The sequence below is a fragment of the Thermus sp. CCB_US3_UF1 genome, assembly GCF_000236585.1.
Classification (GTDB): domain Bacteria; phylum Deinococcota; class Deinococci; order Deinococcales; family Thermaceae; genus Thermus.
Window position 1 is genome coordinate 1,537,018 of sequence record NC_017278.1, and the last position, 14,602, is coordinate 1,551,619.

At 68.5% G+C, this 14,602-nt stretch carries 18 protein-coding genes; 10 read left to right on the plus strand and 8 right to left on the minus strand.

All coding sequences use genetic code 11. From position 1 onward, the window contains the following. The first annotated feature begins 26 nt into the window (after positions 1–26). From TCCBUS3UF1_RS07625 to TCCBUS3UF1_RS07640, 4 genes are read left to right on the plus strand one after another with little or no spacing between them, the layout of a single operon-like run. The gene (locus tag TCCBUS3UF1_RS07625; protein ID WP_014515937.1) at positions 27–860 is read left to right on the plus strand and encodes a phosphatidate cytidylyltransferase; all 834 of its coding nucleotides are present in this window, start codon (positions 27–29) and stop codon (positions 858–860) included. After that, on the plus strand, positions 857–1,960 hold the full coding sequence (dxr, locus tag TCCBUS3UF1_RS07630) for a 1-deoxy-D-xylulose-5-phosphate reductoisomerase (RefSeq protein WP_041433827.1): 1,104 nt from the start codon (positions 857–859) through the stop codon (positions 1,958–1,960). Before TCCBUS3UF1_RS07625 ends, dxr begins: the two co-directional genes overlap by 4 nt. Beyond that, positions 1,957–2,967, plus strand: a complete 1,011-nt coding sequence (locus tag TCCBUS3UF1_RS07635) for an RIP metalloprotease (RefSeq protein ID WP_041433828.1) — start codon at positions 1,957–1,959, stop codon at positions 2,965–2,967. Before dxr ends, TCCBUS3UF1_RS07635 begins: the two co-directional genes overlap by 4 nt. Further along, a complete protein-coding gene (locus TCCBUS3UF1_RS07640) occupies positions 2,968–3,597 on the plus strand; it encodes a glycosyltransferase family 2 protein (protein WP_014515940.1) in 630 nt (209 codons plus the stop codon). It abuts the gene before it with no gap. Here the strand turns inward: TCCBUS3UF1_RS07640 and TCCBUS3UF1_RS07645 are convergent. The 6 genes from TCCBUS3UF1_RS07645 to TCCBUS3UF1_RS07670 form a co-directional block, all read right to left on the minus strand. Next, positions 3,581–4,108 carry a hypothetical protein gene (locus TCCBUS3UF1_RS07645; RefSeq protein ID WP_014515941.1) on the minus strand — a complete coding sequence of 176 codons (528 nt, stop codon included), beginning with the start codon at positions 4,106–4,108 and terminating at the stop codon, positions 3,581–3,583. The two genes, TCCBUS3UF1_RS07640 and TCCBUS3UF1_RS07645, sit on opposite strands and share 17 nt — an antisense overlap. A 5-nt stretch (positions 4,109–4,113) precedes the next feature. Beyond that, a complete protein-coding gene (gene proC / locus TCCBUS3UF1_RS07650; RefSeq protein WP_041433829.1) occupies positions 4,114–4,899 on the minus strand; it encodes a pyrroline-5-carboxylate reductase in 786 nt (261 codons plus the stop codon). Continuing rightward, positions 4,896–6,095 (minus strand): RsmB/NOP family class I SAM-dependent RNA methyltransferase, encoded by a 1,200-nt coding sequence (locus tag TCCBUS3UF1_RS07655; RefSeq protein WP_014515943.1) that lies wholly within the window; start codon positions 6,093–6,095, stop codon positions 4,896–4,898. The genes proC and TCCBUS3UF1_RS07655 overlap by 4 nt, the downstream gene beginning before the upstream one ends. Then, entirely contained in the window at positions 6,092–6,364 is a 273-nt protein-coding gene (locus tag TCCBUS3UF1_RS07660; protein WP_014515944.1) for a stage V sporulation protein S, read from the minus strand. Before TCCBUS3UF1_RS07660 ends, TCCBUS3UF1_RS07655 begins: the two co-directional genes overlap by 4 nt. A 90-nt stretch (positions 6,365–6,454) precedes the next feature. Further along, positions 6,455–6,892, minus strand: a complete 438-nt coding sequence (locus tag TCCBUS3UF1_RS07665) for a type II toxin-antitoxin system RatA family toxin (protein WP_014515945.1) — start codon at positions 6,890–6,892, stop codon at positions 6,455–6,457. 9 nt (positions 6,893–6,901) lie between these two features. Continuing rightward, positions 6,902–7,333, minus strand: a complete 432-nt coding sequence (locus tag TCCBUS3UF1_RS07670; protein WP_014515946.1) for a regulatory protein RecX — start codon at positions 7,331–7,333, stop codon at positions 6,902–6,904. A 23-nt stretch (positions 7,334–7,356) separates the two neighbouring features. Between TCCBUS3UF1_RS07670 and TCCBUS3UF1_RS07675 the strand changes: the two genes are divergently transcribed. The 6 genes from TCCBUS3UF1_RS07675 to TCCBUS3UF1_RS07700 all read left to right on the plus strand — a co-directional run bounded on the left by TCCBUS3UF1_RS07675 (position 7,357) and on the right by TCCBUS3UF1_RS07700 (position 13,443). Beyond that, positions 7,357–8,040, plus strand: coding sequence for a metallophosphoesterase (locus TCCBUS3UF1_RS07675; RefSeq protein WP_014515947.1), 684 nt, complete (start codon positions 7,357–7,359; stop codon positions 8,038–8,040). 7 nt (positions 8,041–8,047) lie between these two features. Further along, positions 8,048–8,326: an Lrp/AsnC family transcriptional regulator gene (locus tag TCCBUS3UF1_RS07680; RefSeq protein ID WP_014515948.1), complete on the plus strand. Its 279-nt coding sequence runs from the start codon at positions 8,048–8,050 to the stop codon at positions 8,324–8,326. A gap of 6 nt (positions 8,327–8,332) precedes the next feature. After that, positions 8,333–8,884: a type II CAAX prenyl endopeptidase Rce1 family protein gene (locus tag TCCBUS3UF1_RS07685; protein ID WP_014515949.1), complete on the plus strand. Its 552-nt coding sequence runs from the start codon at positions 8,333–8,335 to the stop codon at positions 8,882–8,884. Positions 8,885–9,014: 130 nt separating this feature from the next. Continuing rightward, positions 9,015–11,027 carry a PrkA family serine protein kinase gene (locus tag TCCBUS3UF1_RS07690; RefSeq protein ID WP_014515950.1) on the plus strand — a complete coding sequence of 671 codons (2,013 nt, stop codon included), beginning with the start codon at positions 9,015–9,017 and terminating at the stop codon, positions 11,025–11,027. Beyond that, positions 11,024–12,067, plus strand: coding sequence for a DUF444 family protein (locus TCCBUS3UF1_RS07695; protein WP_014515951.1), 1,044 nt, complete (start codon positions 11,024–11,026; stop codon positions 12,065–12,067). Before TCCBUS3UF1_RS07690 ends, TCCBUS3UF1_RS07695 begins: the two co-directional genes overlap by 4 nt. A 2-nt stretch (positions 12,068–12,069) precedes the next feature. Beyond that, the gene (locus TCCBUS3UF1_RS07700; RefSeq protein WP_014515952.1) at positions 12,070–13,443 is read left to right on the plus strand and encodes a SpoVR family protein; all 1,374 of its coding nucleotides are present in this window, start codon (positions 12,070–12,072) and stop codon (positions 13,441–13,443) included. Here TCCBUS3UF1_RS07700 and TCCBUS3UF1_RS07705 read toward each other — a convergent pair. Further along, entirely contained in the window at positions 13,440–14,231 is a 792-nt protein-coding gene (locus tag TCCBUS3UF1_RS07705; RefSeq protein ID WP_014515953.1) for a TlpA disulfide reductase family protein, read from the minus strand. The two genes, TCCBUS3UF1_RS07700 and TCCBUS3UF1_RS07705, sit on opposite strands and share 4 nt — an antisense overlap. Next, entirely contained in the window at positions 14,231–14,602 is a 372-nt protein-coding gene (locus TCCBUS3UF1_RS07710; RefSeq protein ID WP_014515954.1) for a rhodanese-like domain-containing protein, read from the minus strand. Before TCCBUS3UF1_RS07710 ends, TCCBUS3UF1_RS07705 begins: the two co-directional genes overlap by 1 nt.

The window sequence follows — 14,602 nt, forward strand, 5'->3', positions numbered from 1 at the left end:
ACCCTGCTTCCAAGAGGAGGTGCGGGGTGAGGGGAAACCCAGAGGAGTTGCCTACCCGCGTGGCCTCCGCCCTGGTGGGGGCGGCCCTTCTCCTCTTTGTCCTTTGGGCCGGACTGCCTTTGGTCCTGCCCACCCTGGTCCTGGTGCTCTGGCTGGGAAGCCTGGAGCTGAAGGAGATGCTGGCCCGGCGGGGTATCGGCCTGAACCTGCCCTTCCTCTTCCTGGGAGGGGTGGGGCTTTTCCTCTTCTCCCTGCCCCAGCTGTACTGGCACTTCCCCCAGGTGCCCTGGCGGGAGGTGGGCCTGGGGCTTTTCGTCATGGCCAGCTTCAGCTACGAACTCCTCAAGGGGGCCGACCTTACCCGCTTCGCCTTCACCCTCCTGGCCTTCCTCTACCTGCCCTGGAGCCTGGGCTATGTCCTCCTCCTCAGGGAAACCCCCGACGGCGCCCTGGGGCTTTGGACCCTCAGCCTGCCCATTGTGGCCAGCTTCGCCACCGACATCGGGGCCTACTTCGTGGGGCGGGCCTGGGGCAAGAGGAAGCTGGCCCCGGAGATCAGCCCGGGGAAGACGGTGGAGGGGTCCATGGGGGGGATCCTGGTCAGCTTCCTGGCCCTGGTGGCCTACACGGGCCTGGTGCGGGAGGTTTTCCCCTTTGGCCTTCTGGAGCTTTGGTTTTTCAGCCTCCTCCTCTCCCTGGCCGCCCAGCTTGGGGACCTGGCGGAATCCATGCTGAAGCGGTACTGTGGGGTGAAGGACTCGGGACGGTTCCTGCCGGGGCACGGGGGGCTTTTGGACCGGATCGATAGCCTCCTCTTCACCCTGCCCCTCACCTACTACCTGGTGGTGCTCTTCACATGAAACGGGTCGTGATCCTCGGTTCCACGGGTTCCATTGGCCGGCAGGCCCTGGAGGTCTGCCGTTGGCGGGGTTACCGGGTGGTGGGCCTGGCGGCAGGGCGGAACCTGGAAGCCCTTTCCCAGCAGATCGCCGAGTGGCGGCCCGAACGGGTGGCGGCGGACGAAGCCCTCCACGGCGAGCTCAAGGCCCGCTTTCCCTGGCTCCGCCTGGCCTCCGCCGAGGAGGTGGCCGCCCTGGAGGCCGAGGTGGCCGTGGCCGCCATCCCGGGCCTGGCCGGCCTCTCCCCCACCCGGGTGGCGGCCCAGACGGGAAAACGCATCGCCCTGGCCAACAAGGAGGCCATGGTGGCCGCAGGCCCCCTTCTGTGGCAGGAGGTGGAAAGGGGCAAGGCGGAGGTCCTCCCCGTGGACTCGGAGCACTCCGCCCTTTTCCAGGCCCTTCTGGGCGAAAGGCGGGAGGATGTGGCCGAACTCATCCTCACCGCCAGCGGCGGGCCCTTCCTGCGGGAACCCCAGGACCTCTCCCAGGTCACCCCGGAGATGGCCCTGGCCCACCCCCGTTGGAGGATGGGGCCCAAGGTCACCGTGGACTCCGCCACCCTCTTCAACAAGGGCCTCGAGGTCCTGGAGGCCAAGGAACTCTTCCGCTTCCCCTTGGAAAGGGTCCGGGTGCTGGTCCACCCCCAGGCCTACGTGCACGGCCTGGTGCGTTTCGTGGACGGGAGCCTCAAGGCCCAGCTCGGGCCCACGGACATGCGCCTACCCATCCAGTACGCCCTCTCCTACCCCGAGCGGGGGGAAACCCCCTTGCGGGACCTGCCCATACCGGGGGTGTTGGAGTTCCTGGAGCCGGACCCCAAGCGCTTCCCCGCCCTGGAGGTGGCCTACGAGGCCGGCCGGCGGGGCGGGGTGGCCCAGGCGGCGGTCTCCGCCGCGGATGAGGTGGCGGTGGAGGCCTTCCTCCAGGGCCAGTTGCCCTTCCCCCGCATCGCGGAAGTGTTGGCCAAGGTCCTGGAAAGGACCCCGGACCTTCCCCTAACATGGGAGAACCTCTTCGCCGTGGACGCATGGGCCCGGGAGGAGGCCAAGAGGTGGGCATGAGCCTGCTGTGGTTTTTGATCATCATCGGGGTGAGCGTCTTCGTCCACGAGCTGGGGCACTACCTGGCCGCTCGGGTCCAGGGGGTCCGGGTTAAGGCCTTCAGCGTGGGTTTCGGCCCCGTGCTTTGGCGGCGGCAGGCCTGGGGGACGGAGTGGCGGCTTTCCGCCATCCCCTTGGGAGGGTACGCGGACATTGAGGGCCTCCTGCCCGAGGAGCGGGGCCGGGGGTACGACGCCCTTCCTTTCCCCGGCAAGCTCCTCATCATGGTGGCCGGGGTGGCGATGAACATCCTCCTGGCCTGGGGCCTCCTGGCCTACCTCTTCAGCGCCCAGGGGGTGCCGGAGGCCACAGGGCGGGCGGTGATCCTCGAGGTTCTCCCGGGTAGCGTGGCCGAAGCCGCGGGGCTTAGGGCCGGGGACATCCTCCTGGCCGTGGACGGAAAACCCCTTTCCACCCCCCAGGAGATCGAGCGGGTCAAGACCCCCGGGGAGCACACCCTCACCCTGCGCCGGGGGGCAGAGGAGGTGAGCCTGAGGCTGGCCTGGCGGGAAGGGATGGAGCGGCTCGGGGTGGTCTACCAGCCCGAGGTGGCTTACCGGAAGGTGGGCTTCGGGGAGGGCCTGGCCCTGGCCGCAAGCCGCACCCTGGCCTTCGGGCCCCAGATGGTCAAGGCCCTGGTGGGCGGGCTTTTCGGGGTCCTGACGGGCAACCCCAACAGCGGGGTCATGGGCCCGGTGGGCATCGTGGCGGAAACGGGCCGGGCAGCCCAGGAAGGCCTCTTCCGCCTGGTGGAGCTGGCCGCGGCCATCAACCTCTCCCTGGCCCTTTTCAACCTCCTGCCCATCCCCGCCCTGGACGGGGGGCGGATCCTCCTCCTCTTCCTCTCCCGGCTGGTGCGCATCCGCCCGGAGCAGGAGGCCATGGTCCACTACCTGGGCTTCCTCTTCCTCATCTTCCTGGTCCTCCTGGTCACCTTCCAGGACCTGCGCCGCCTCCTGGGGGGCTAGATGGAGGCCACGGTTCTCATCCCCGCTTACAACGAGGAGGCCACCTTGGCCCAGGTGGTGCGGGTGGCCAAGGAGGCTGGCCTCCCCGTGGTGGTGGCGGACGACGGCTCCCAGGACCGCACCGCCCAGGTGGCGGAAGGGGCCGGGGCCTTGGTGGTGCGCCTTCCCCAAAACCAGGGCAAGGGGGGGGCCATCGCCGCCGGGCTCAAGCGGGTGGCCACCCCCCTGGTCCTCCTCCTGGATGCGGACCTCTTGGGCCTCCAGCCCGAACACCTCCAGGCCCTCCTGGAACCCGTGGCCCGGGGGGAGGCGGAGATGACCGTAGGGGTCTTCCAGGGGGGAAGGCTCTCCACCGACCTGGCCATGCGCCTCACCCCCTTCCTTTCCGGGCAGAGGGCCTTGCGGACCGAGGCCCTGCGGGGTGTGCCTGGGCTTGCCGGGGCCCGGTACGACCTGGAACTCCTCCTCACCCGGCACGCCAAGCGGCAGGGCTGGCGGGTGCGCTACCTCCCCCTCCCCGGGGTAAGCCAGGTGATGAAGGAGGAAAAGCGGGGCCTCCTTCCCGGGCTTTGGCACCGCCTGCGCATGTACCGGGAGATCCTCCGCTACTACCTCAGGGCGCAGGCCTAAAGCGCAAAAGCTCCACCCAAGACCCCCCAGCCCGGTAGGCCACTACGCCCAAGCCCGGGACCAGGTAAAGCTCCTTGAGGTCGGTCCCGCCCCGTTCCGTGGTGTAGGCCACCCGCACCCGGTAGGCGTTGAAGGCCCCCGCCTTCACCCGTACCCCTTCCAGGCCCTCCACCCGGGCGGAAAGGGCCACCCGCTGGGCGCGGAAGCGGGCGCTTCCCCCCCAGGCGGCCCCCAGCTCCAGCCGGGCGGGGTAAAGGAGGAGGGGAGGCTCAAAGGGAAAGTACCCCTCGGGAAAGCCCACCCCCAGGAGGTATACCCCCTCTGGGGCCAGACGCAGGCGGTCCTCCCGGAAAAGCCGCTCCCCCTTGAGGTAACGCAAGCGGAACCCTTCCCCCATGGGGTGGAGGACCTGGAGGGTGCCGTCGGAATAGGCGTAGCTACCCCCCCCTGGGGGCAGGACCTGGGCCGAGGCCAGGGCCAGGACGAAGACCAGAAAAAGGAGGCCCCGCAAGGCGGCTACTCCACCTCCCCCAGCTCGTGCCCCCGCCGGGTGGCCGCCTCCACCGCCTCGTAGAAGGCGGCGCGGAGGGCGCGGGCCTCGAGGGCGTGGAGGCCGTGGATGGTGGTCCCCCCGGGGCTGGCCACCTCGTCCTTGAGCTGCCCAGGGTGCCGGTCCTTGAGGAGCTCCCCCGTGGCCGCCAGGGCCTCGGCCGCCAGGCGCAGGGCCAAGGCCCGGGGCATTCCCATCTTCACCCCGGCGTCCGCCAGGGCCTCGGCCACCACCGCCAGGTAGGCGGGGGCAGAGGCGGACATGGCGGTAAAGGGATCAAAAAGGTGCTCGGGAATCTCGTACACATCCCCCACGGTGGCAAAAAGGGCCCGGGCGAACTCCAAATCCCCTGCTTGCCGCGCCTCCCTAAGGGCGGTGAGGGCGGTGGAGCTTTCCCCGATGGCCGCGGCCACGTTGGGCATGGCCCGCACCACCCGGCGGTTATCCAGCCGGCGGGCCAAGACCGCGGTGGACACCCCCGCCATGATGGAGATGTACCCCACCCCGGGGAAAGCCGCGTCTGGGGCCAGATGGGGGAAGTCCCGGGGCTGGACGGCCAGGAGGATGCGCTCCGCCTCGGGCAGGTCCTTCCAGGCCAAAGGGCGGATGCCGAAGGCCTGGGCCAGCTCCCGGGTGCGCTCCGGGGTGCGCCCCACCACCCCCACCTCCTCCGGTCGTAAAAACCCCCGGCCCAAGGCCCCCTTGAGGATGCTGCGGCCCATCTTGCCCAGGCCCAGGAACACCAGCTTCATACACCAGAGTTTACCCTGCGCAGGCAGAGGTAATAAAACCCGTCCAAACCGCCCTGGGGGGCCACGTAGACCCCAACCCCCTCCTTGAGCACCGGCAACGGGCAGGGAACGGGTTCGGGGCGGAAATGGGGGTGCCGGGCCAAAAAAGCCCGGGCCACCCCTTCGCCCTCCTCCTCGGTGAGGCTGCAGACGGCATAGACCAGCCTTCCCCCTTCCTCGGTGGCCTGGGCCGCCGTCTCCAGGAGCCTGAGTTGGAGCTCGGCCATGCGGGCGGGGTCCCCAGGGGCAAGGCGGTAGCGCAGCTCCGGATGGGTACGGAAGGTCCCGGTACCGGTGCAGGGGGCATCCAGGAGGACCTTTGGGGCCTTTTGCGGCAGGGGAAGGGTGAGGTCCTGGGTACGGTAGGCCACCCGGAGGCCCAGCCTGGCCGCCGTCTTCCGCCCGGCCTCCTGCCGCTTGGGGTTCAGGTCGTAGGAGACCACCTCAGCCCCCTTGGCCGCCAGGTAAAAGGCCTTGAGGCCCGCCCCGCCGCAAAGGTCCAGGACCTTTTCCCCAGGCCTAGGGTCAAGGAGCTGCGCGGCCAAGAGGGAGGCGGGGTTTTGCGGCTGCAGGCCTTGGGCGGAAAAATCCGTCTTGGGCCCTTCCCAAAGGTAACTGTCGGGAAGGGGTCCCGGCTTCAGGCCGGCCACGGGCCGGTAGGCGGTGAGGAATAGGGGGGCAGGCTCGTTGAAGCCTTGGGCGAAGTCCAGGCCGCCGTAAAAACCCCGCCAGGCCTGGCAAAGCCATTCGGGCAGGGAAAGGCCCACGCACTCCGGGGCCTCCCGGGGCTGCAGGCGGCGCAGGACGGCGTTCACCAGGCCGGCCAAGCGGGGGGCCACCCCCTTGGCCTCTTCCACCCAGGGGCTTACCCGGGCGTGGTCCGGCTTGCCGAGAAGCCACTCCAAGGCTCCCAGGCGGAGGATCCAGCGCACCCCTGGGGGTAGATCCTGGGGTCGCTCCATCCAGGGCTCCAGGAGGAAGTCCAGAAGCCGCAGGCGCCGCAAGGCCCCGTAGACCAGGTGGGTGGTGTAGGCCTTGTCCCGCTCCGGCCAGTCCAGCCGGTCCAAGGCCCGGTCCAAAAGGAGCTGGGCCCTGCCCCCCCGGTCCACCTCCAGGAGAAGGGCCAGGGCCAAGGCCCTGGGGTTCTTCGCCTTCAAGACTCCAGGGGATGAGCCTTGATGCTGAACTTGAGGGCGGTTCGCTCCTCGTTCTCCAGGTCCAGCTTCACAAAGGCGGGCTTGACCACCAGGTCCAGGTTGTCGGGGGCGATGTAGCCGCGGGCGATGGCGATGGCCTTCACCGCCTGGTTGACCGCCTGGGGCCCGATGGCCTGCACCTCTACCTCCCCCTTGGTGCGCAAAAGCGCGGCGATGGCACCGGCCACGGAGTTGGGGCGGGACTTGGAAGAGACGCGCAACGTTTCCACTTTGACCTCCCGAAAGCTTTAGGCCACCCCGTCTTGAGGGAACATGGGCGGCTTCAGGCCCATGCTAGGGCAAAAGGAAGCCCAGCGCAACTAGGCGGCCTGAACCCGCTCCTCCAGCCCCTTGAGGAGGCTTTCCACGTTTTCCTGCATCAGCTTCTGCACCAGCTTCTGCAGAAGCCCGCCAAAGATGGGGATGGTGAGCTCGTAGGTGAGGGTGAGGACCACCCGGGTTCCCTCCCCTTCGGGCAGGAAGACCCAGGTACCCTCGTAACGGTCAAAATCCCCCTCGGGGGAGAAGAAGCGGTTTTTCAGGTTCTGGTCGTCCCACTCCTCCTCCTCCAGCCAGCGGACCTTCTTGCCCATGGCCACCGCCACCCATTCGCTCCGGGTACGGTTGCCCTCCTGGGCCAGGACCTTCAGGCTCTCCACCTCCTTCAGGTAGGGCTTGAGCCCCTCCAGGTCCTTGGCCAGGGCGTACACCTTCTTGGGGGAAGCTGGGATGAAGCGTTCCGCGCGCACCTCGGGCATGGGCTCTTTTTACCCGCTTTCCTCCTCCTTGGCAAGCCGGAAGGCCTCGAGGGCCACCCCCAGGGGAAAGCCCCGCCCCAAGAGAAAGCGCACCGCCTTGGCCTGGTCCTGGCGGCGGGGGTAGCGGCGAAGGGCCCTAAGGGCCGCCTGGAGCACCTCCTCCTCCCCGTAGGCGGCCAAGACCTCCTCGGCCACCTCCTCCGGCACCCCCCGGGCCCGGAGGAGGTGGCGGAGCTTGGCCGGGCCGTACTTGGGCCTCAGGGCCACCAGGGTTTCCGCCAGGGCCCGGTCGTCCAAATAGCCCAGTTCCTCCAGCCTCTTCAGAACCCCTTCGGCCTCGGACTCGGGGAAGCGGGCCAGGAGCTTCTCCCTAAGGCGCGCCCGGCTCAAGGCCCTCCGGGAGAGGAGCCTAAGGGCATAGGCCAAAGCCTCCCTGTCCACCCCTTTAGGGTACGCTAAGGCCCATGCGGGTCTTCGCCATCGCCGACCCCCACCTTTCCCGCGTCCACCCCAAGCCCATGACCGTGTTTGGACCCGCCTGGCATGGGCATCCCGAGGCCTTTTTCCGCGGCTGGCGGGAGGTGGTGGGGCCGGAGGACCTGGTGATCGTGCCCGGGGATATCTCCTGGGCCATGCGCCTTTCCGAGGCCCTCCCCGACCTCTTGGACCTGGCGGCCCTGCCGGGGACCAAGGTCCTCCTCAAGGGCAACCACGACTACTGGTGGCCCTCCATCAGCCGCCTGCGGGCGGTGTTGCCGCCAGGGATGTACGCCCTGCAAAACGACGCCCTGGTCTTCTCCGGGGTGGCGGTGGCCGGCACCCGGGGCTGGCAGTACCCGCCCCCTACCCCGGAGGACGCCAAGGTCTTTGCCCGGGAGGTGGAGCGGCTAAGGCTCTCCCTCAAGGACCTGGAGGGCAAGCCCTACCGCCACCTGATCGTGGCCTTCCACTTCCCCCCCTTCGGCCCGGGCGGGGAGGCCACGCCCCTTTTGGAGGTGGCGGCGGAAGCCAAGCCCGAGGCCATCGTCTACGGCCACCTGCACGGGGCCGACCCCGAGCGCCTCCCCCCAAGCTACCAGGGCATCCCCCTGCACCTGGTGGCCGCCGACGCCTTGGGTTTCCGGCCCAAGGCCCTCCTAGACGTATGATGGAGGGGTGATCACCGCCTTCGTCCTCATCCGCGCCCGGGGGGACCGCATCGCCGCCTTGGGCGAGGCCATGGCCGAGCTACCCCAGGTGGCCGAGGTCTACTCGGTGACGGGGCCCTTTGACCTGGTGGCCCTGCTGCGCCTGAAAGACCTGGAGGAGCTGGACGAGGCCGTCACCCAGGGGATCCTGGGCCTGGAGGGGGTGGAGCGCACGGAAACCCTCCTGGGCTTCCGCGCCTACCCCAAGCGCCTCCTGAACCAGGGCTTTTCCCTGGGCGAGGGATAGGGCCCTGTGCCCAGGCCCCTAGGCTTCCTCCTCGGGCTCCAAGGGGGGCTCCTCCTCCTGGGCGCCGGGGGGATGCTCCTCCTGGGCCTGCCCTTGGGGGGAGAGGCCCACCCCGTGCGCGACCCCCTGGTGGGCCTGGGGCTTTTGCTCCTCCTGGGAGGCCTCGAGGTCCTCTTCCGCCACCTCTTCCCCGCCTCCTTCCAGGAGGCCGAAAGGCTCCACCAGGCCCTGGGAAGGGCCTTGCGGGAAGCGGGCACCGGCCCCGAAGGCCTCCTTCTCCTGGCCCTCCTCTCCGGGGTGGCGGAGGAGGTCTTCTTCCGCGGGCTGCTGCAAAGCCTTCTGGTGGGCTGGTTGGGGCTTGGAGGGCTTTTCCTCCAGGCCCTCCTCTTCGCCCTCCTCCACCCCGCCCCCAGGCGGGCCTTCGCCTACCCCTTGTACACCGGCCTGGCGGGCCTCCTCCTGGGGGGAGCCTACCTCCTCACGGGAAGCCTTTTACCCGGTATCCTGGCCCACGTGGCCCACAACGCCCGGGGCTTTTACCAGCTTTGGCGGGGTTGAAAGCTTTTTCCATTATGGGGGATGGGCACGCCTTCGCCTAGGGCTTGCGGCACATTCTCCCCCCAGAACCTGCTACAATGGGGTTTAAGCTATCGGAACCCGCTCCTAGCCGGTATGAAGGAGGGCGTGCATGAACGAGCTGGAACGCATCCGGCGCCGCCAGGACCTCGAGGCCTACCGGGCCCTCAGCTGGGAGGGTTCCTTCGCCGACTACCTCCGCCTCCTCAAGGAGGACCCCAGGCCCCTCAGAACCAGCTTCCAGCGGGTCCACGACATGATCCTGGCCCAGGGGGTGGAGGAGCGCACCCTTTTCAAGGAGAAGCTCCTCCACTACCGCTTCTTTGACGACCCCTTTGAGGAGGGTAAGGACGCCATCTTCGGCCTGGACAAGCCCCTCATGCGCCTGGTGGCCACCCTGAAGGCCGCCGCCCACCGCCTGGGCCCCGAGCGGCGCATCCTCCTCCTCCACGGCCCCGTGGGCTCGGCCAAAAGCACCATCGCCCGGCTCCTCAAGAAGGGCCTGGAGGCCTACAGCCGCACCGAGGAAGGGAAGCTTTTCACCTTTTACTGGAAGACCCCCGAGGGCCCCCTCCCCTGCCCCATGCACGAGGAGCCCCTCCTCCTCCTGCCCCCGGCGTTCCGTAAGGAGTTCCTGGAGGAGTTGGCCAGGCTCCACCCCCGCTACCCCTACCCCCTCGAGGTGGAAGGGGACCTCTGCCCCGTCTGCCGCTTCCAGATGCGGGAGGCCCTGGCCCGCCACGGGGGGGACCTGGCCCGGGTCTTGGAAGAGGAGGTGGTGGTCAAGCGCCTGGTGCTTTCGGAAAAGGACCGGGTGGGCATCGGCACCTTCCAGCCCAAGGACGAGAAGAACCAGGACGCCACCGAGCTCACCGGGGACATCAACTACCGCAAGGTGGCCATCTACGGCTCCGACTCCGACCCCCGGGCCTTCAACTTTGACGGGGAGCTGAACATCGCCAACCGGGGCCTGGTGGAGTTCATTGAGATCCTGAAGCTGGACGTGGCCTTCCTCTACGACCTCCTCACCGCCAGCCAAGAGCACAAGATCAAGTCCAAGAAGTTCGCCCAGACGGACATTGACGAGATCATCCTGGGCCACACCAACGAGCCCGAGTACCGCAAGCTCCAGGCCAACGAGTACATGGAGGCCCTGCGGGACCGCACCATCAAGATCGATATCCCCTACATCCTCCGGGTCTCCGACGAGGTCAGGATCTACCAGCGGGACTTCGCCAAGGTGAGGGCCAAGCACATCGCCCCCCACACCCTGGAGATGGCCGCCACCTGGGCCGTCCTCACCCGCCTGGAACCCCCCAAGCGGGCCGGGCTTACCCTGATGCAGAAGCTGAAGCTCTACGATGGCCGCCTCCTTCCCGGCTGGACGGAAGAGGCGGTGCGGGAGCTCATGGCCGAGGCCAAGCGGGAGGGCCTGGAGGGGATCAGCCCCCGGTACATCCAGGACAAGATCTCCAACGTCCTGGTCACCTCCGAGGAGCCCTGCATCAACCCCTTCATGGTGATGAACGAGCTGGAAGAGGGGCTCAAGCACCACTCCCTCATCTCCGACGAGAAGACCAAGGAACGCTACAAGGCCCTGCTGCAGGAGGTTAAGGCCGAGTACGCCGAGATCGTGAAGAACGAGGTGCAGCGGGCCATCGCCGCCGACGAGGAGGCCCTCAACCGCCTCTTCCACAACTACCTGGACCACGTGAAGGCCTACGTCCTGGGGGAGAAGGTGAAAAACCCCTACACCGGCAGCCCCGAGCCCCCCAACGAGCGCCTCATGCGCTCGGTGGAGGAGCGGATCGAGATCCCCGAGTCCCGCAAGGACGATTTCCGTCGCGAGATCATGAACTACATCGGGGCCTTGGCCCTGGAGGGACGGCCTTTCACCTACAAGGACAACGACCGCCTGCGCCGGGCCCTGGAGCTCAAGCTCTTTGAGGACCAGAAGGACACCATCCGCCTTTCCGCCCTGGTCTCGGGGGTGGTGGACCCGGAGACCCAGGCCAAGATCGACGTGGTCAAGGCCCGGCTCATCCGGGACTATGGCTACTGCGAGCACTGCGCCGCCGGGGTCTTGGAGTTCGCCGCCTCCTTGTTCGCCCGGAGCGAGCGATGAGGCCCATTGAGCGCGACCTTCTCCGCTTCAAGGAGATCGTCCGGGGCGAGGTGAAAAAGCGGGCCCGGGAGTTCCTCACCCGGGAGGAGCTCTTCGGCCAGGTGGAGGGGCGGCTGGTCTCCATCCCCCTGCCCCAGCTGGAGCTCCCCAAGATCGTCCACGGGGAGCCCCTGGAGGAGGGGTTGGGCCTGGAAGGGGCAGGCTCGGAGGGCCTGGGGCCCGGGGGGCACGTGCCCGTGGCCGAGCTGGAGCTGGAGGAGTTCTTAGACCTCATGGGGGAGGCCCTGCGGCTTCCCCGGTTGAAGCCCAAGGGGGAAGGGGAGGTGACGGAGGAGGCCTGGCGCTACACCACCATCGCCCGTAAAGGGCCAAGGGGCCTGCGCCACGTGCGCCGCACCCTCAAGGCAAGCCTCCGCCGGGCCCTGGCCAGCGGGAGCTACCGCCCGGAGGACCCCAGGCTTTTCCCCGAGCCCGAGGACCTGCGCTACAAGGCCCCCAAAAGCCGCCCCCGGCCCCACGCCCAGGCGGTGATCCTCTTCGCCTTGGACGTTTCCGGCAGCATGCGGGAGGAGGAGCTGAGGCTGGTGAAGACCCTTTCCTTCTGGATCACCCTCTGGGTGCGGCGCCACTTCCCTCGCCTGGAGAGGCGCTACCTCCTGCACGACGCCGAGGCCTGGGAGGTTTCCGAGGAGGAGTTCTTCCGCGCCCGGGAGGGCGGGGGTACCCGGCTTTCCAGCGCCCTCCTCCTGGCCGAGGAGATCCTCAAGGCCTACCCCGAGGCCTTTTACAACCGCTACCTCTACCACTTCTCCGACGGGGAGAACTGGCAGGGGGACACCCCCTTGGCCCTCGAGGCCCTCAAGCGCCTCCTCCCCACCCTGGCCCTGTACGGCTACGCCCAGGTGCAGGGGCCCTACGGCCAGGGGCGCTTCCTGGAGGAAGTGCGGGAGGCCCTGGAAGGACGGGAGGGGTTCGCCGCCTTGGAGGTGCGGGGCCGGGAGGACCTGCCCCTGGCCCTGAGGCGGCTTCTAGGAGGCTAGCCGTGCGCCAGGAACTCCGCTACTGGGCCGAGAAGCTTCGGGAAAGAGCCCTGGAGGAGGGGCTTTCCTTCCCCCCGGTGCTCTTTGAGGAGGTGGGCCCCGAGGAGATGGCCATGCTGGCCGCCTACGGGGGCTTCCCCCGCCGCTACCCCCATTGGCGCTGGGGAAGCGAGTACCTGCGCTACCGGGAAACCTACCGCTACGGCCTCTCGCGGATCTACGAGCTGGTGGTGAACACGGAGCCCGTCCACGCCTACCTCCTCAGGGGCAACACCCTCCTGGCCCAGAAGGTGGTCATGGCCCACGTCTACGCCCACGCCGACTTTTTCCACCACAACCTGGCCTTCAAGCCCGTGCCCAAGGACATGCTGGACGAGATGGCCCACCACGCCGCCTTCGTGGAAAGGGCCATGGAGCGGCATGGGGCCCGGAGCGTGGAGGAGTTTCTGGACATGGCCCTCTCCCTGGAGAACCTGGTGGACCCCCACGCCCTCTACATCCAAAGGCCGGGGGCCGAGGAAGACGAGCCCTCCCCCGCACGCCTGCGGGTGCGCCCCTACCTGGACCCCTACGTGAACCCAGCCCCCGAGCCCCCCAAGGAGGCCGAGGAAGGGGCAAGCCCCAAGCCCCTCCCCCCCAGGCCCACCCGGGACATCCTGGGCTTTTTGGCCCAGCACGCCCCCCTGGCCCCCTGGCAGAAGGGCATCCTGGAGATCGTGCGGGAGGAAAGCCTCTACTACACGCCCCAGGCCGCCACCAAGGTCCTGAACGAGGGCTGGGCCACCTACTGGCACACCCGGCTCCTCCTCCCCCTCCTGGACCCGGAGGAGGCCCTGGAGTTCGCGGAGATGCAGGCCGGCCTCCTGGCCCCCCAGGGCTTCAACCCCTACCGCCTGGGGTACCTCCTCCTCAAGGAGGTGGAGGAGCGCTGGGACCTGGGGCGCTTCGGCCTCGAGTACGAGGCCTTGCCCCTGGGGGAGCGCCTCCGCTACGCCCGGCCCACGGGGGAGGGGCGGAAAAAGCTCTTCCAGGTGCGCACCATCTACACGGATCTGGCCTTCTTGGACGAGTTTTTGACCCCGGAGTTCGCCCTACGCCAGCGCCTGATCCCTCCTGAAGACCTCCCCCGGTTCGTTGAGGCCAAGCAGGCCCTCCTCTTCCGCCTCACCAACGGGGGTTATCCGGTGGTGGAGCTCCTGGACGCCAACTACGCCAACCGGGGGGAACTCCTCCTGCGCCACGCCTACGAGGGGGTGCCCCTGGACCTGAAAAAGACCAAGGCGGTGCTGGAGAACCTGCACCGCCTCTGGGGCCGCCCCGTGCACCTGGAAACCGTGGTGGGGGGGAAAGAGGTCCGGCTTTCCGCCGGAACCTAACGCAAGGCCCGCAGGTACCCGAGGAGAAGGGCCTCGGAAAGCTCCCCCAGGTGCCGGGCCACCAGCCGCCCCTCTCGGTCAAAGAAGTAGGTGGTGGGCAGGCCCTGGACCCCCAAGGCCTCGGAAAGCCGGCCCTCCGGGTCCAGGAGGACCCACTCCGGGGCCAGCCGCTCGGCCTCCAGGAAGCCCCGCACCACCGCCGGACCCTCCCCCTGGCTCACAAAGGCAAAGCGCACCTCGGGGTTTTCCTGGCTCACCCGCACCATCATGGGCAGTTCGCGGCGGCACGGGGGGCACCAGGTGGCCCAGGTGTTGAGGACCAGGGGCTTGCCCTGGAAGTCCCATAGGCGCACCGGCGTACCCCCCAAGGAGGCCAGGGTGAGGTCGGGAAGCCTCGTCTCCTGGGCCGCCCCGCCCCGGGTGAAAAGAACCCCCGCCAAGAGCCCAGCCGCCAGGGCCGCCACCCCGGCGTAGCGCCAAAGCCGCTTGGGCAGTACCATCAGCGTGTACCCTCCTGCCGTTAGGATACCCCAGACCGGGTCAAACCCCCCTTGCCAGACGTAGAGGACGGAAAGGGGGTCCTTGGCAAACACCCCCAGGTTCTCCAAGACAAACCCCAGCCGCGCCCCCAGAAGGCCCACCCCCACCGCGCCATGGGCCCAGGGGGAAAGCCTCCGGTCCACCCTCCGGGCCAAGACCTCGGCCACCCCCACCAGGGCCAAAAGGGCCAGGGCCACCTGGACCCTGACCCAGGGAAGGACGAAAGGACCCAGCTCCAAGGCCTCCATCAGCGGACCAGGGAGAAGCCCGCCCGCTCTATGGCCAATACCCCGCCTTCCACGTGGTAGAGGTTGGTGTAGCCCTTCTTCTTCAGATACTCCGCCGCCTGGCGGCTGCGGTTGCCGCTACGGCAGTAGAGGTAAACGGGCTTGTCCTTGGGCAACTGGTCAGCCCACTGGGCGATGGCCTCCACCGGGAGGTTGATGGCCCCCGGGACGTGTCCTTGGGCAAACTCCGCAGGGGTGCGCACGTCCACCACCACCGCCTCCGACCCCAGGGCCCCGTAGAGGGCCTGGGGGGTCACGTCCTGGTAGCTCCCCTTGGGCCCGCAGGCGAAGAGGAGGAGGGGGAGAAGGGCGAGGAGGGCGCGGCGGGTCAT